1 protein-coding gene is annotated in these 505 nt (G+C 43.4%); it reads right to left on the bottom strand.

Translation table 11 applies throughout. The features are described 5' to 3' along the window. On the bottom strand, nt 1-359 hold a 359-nt coding region (locus D8801_RS09800), incomplete at its 3' end, for a sulfotransferase family 2 domain-containing protein (RefSeq protein WP_142999295.1). Between the last annotated feature and the right edge of the window lie 146 nt (nt 360-505).

The raw sequence follows: 505 nt of genomic DNA, 5'->3' as shown, positions 1-505 counted from the left end.
GTATTCATGTCACTGTTGAACAGACAGATAAAATTCGGGGAGCAAATTGCCGCCAGAAAGGAACTGACTGCTCTCCGGAAAGGGTTACGCACAAGCTTGTAAGTGTCCTTTTTTCCCTCTCTTAATTCTGCCAGAAGATCCTTCACATAATCCGGCTGCTGCGTATAGATCGTATTTCTGTAGTGATGAACCTCCCCCGCGCATCCAACATCTTCAAGCAGTCCGTTTTGGAAAAAGAACCAGCGATTCAGCGTCGTGCAGCCGCTTTTTGGAATCCAGAACAGAATGATCGGAAAATCTTTCGCAAAAAGAGGGGTATAAAGGTAAATCAAGCGATTCAGTCTCTCATCTTCAAACATGCAGAACACATCCACTTCTTTCTTTGTTTTGGTCCGCCTGAGACAGCGGTTGCCTTTATACACAAAGTATGCCGTCACCAATGAATTGATAGGGCGATAATATGAATATTTTTCAAAATGATAAGATCTGGAAGGTGGTTCCTTAT

The sequence above is a fragment of the Streptococcus oralis genome (assembly GCF_003943415.1).
Taxonomy (GTDB): domain Bacteria; phylum Bacillota; class Bacilli; order Lactobacillales; family Streptococcaceae; genus Streptococcus; species Streptococcus oralis_BJ.
The sequence above is the reverse complement of the archived record's forward strand: the minus strand, read 5'-3'. Positions and strand labels throughout refer to the sequence as shown.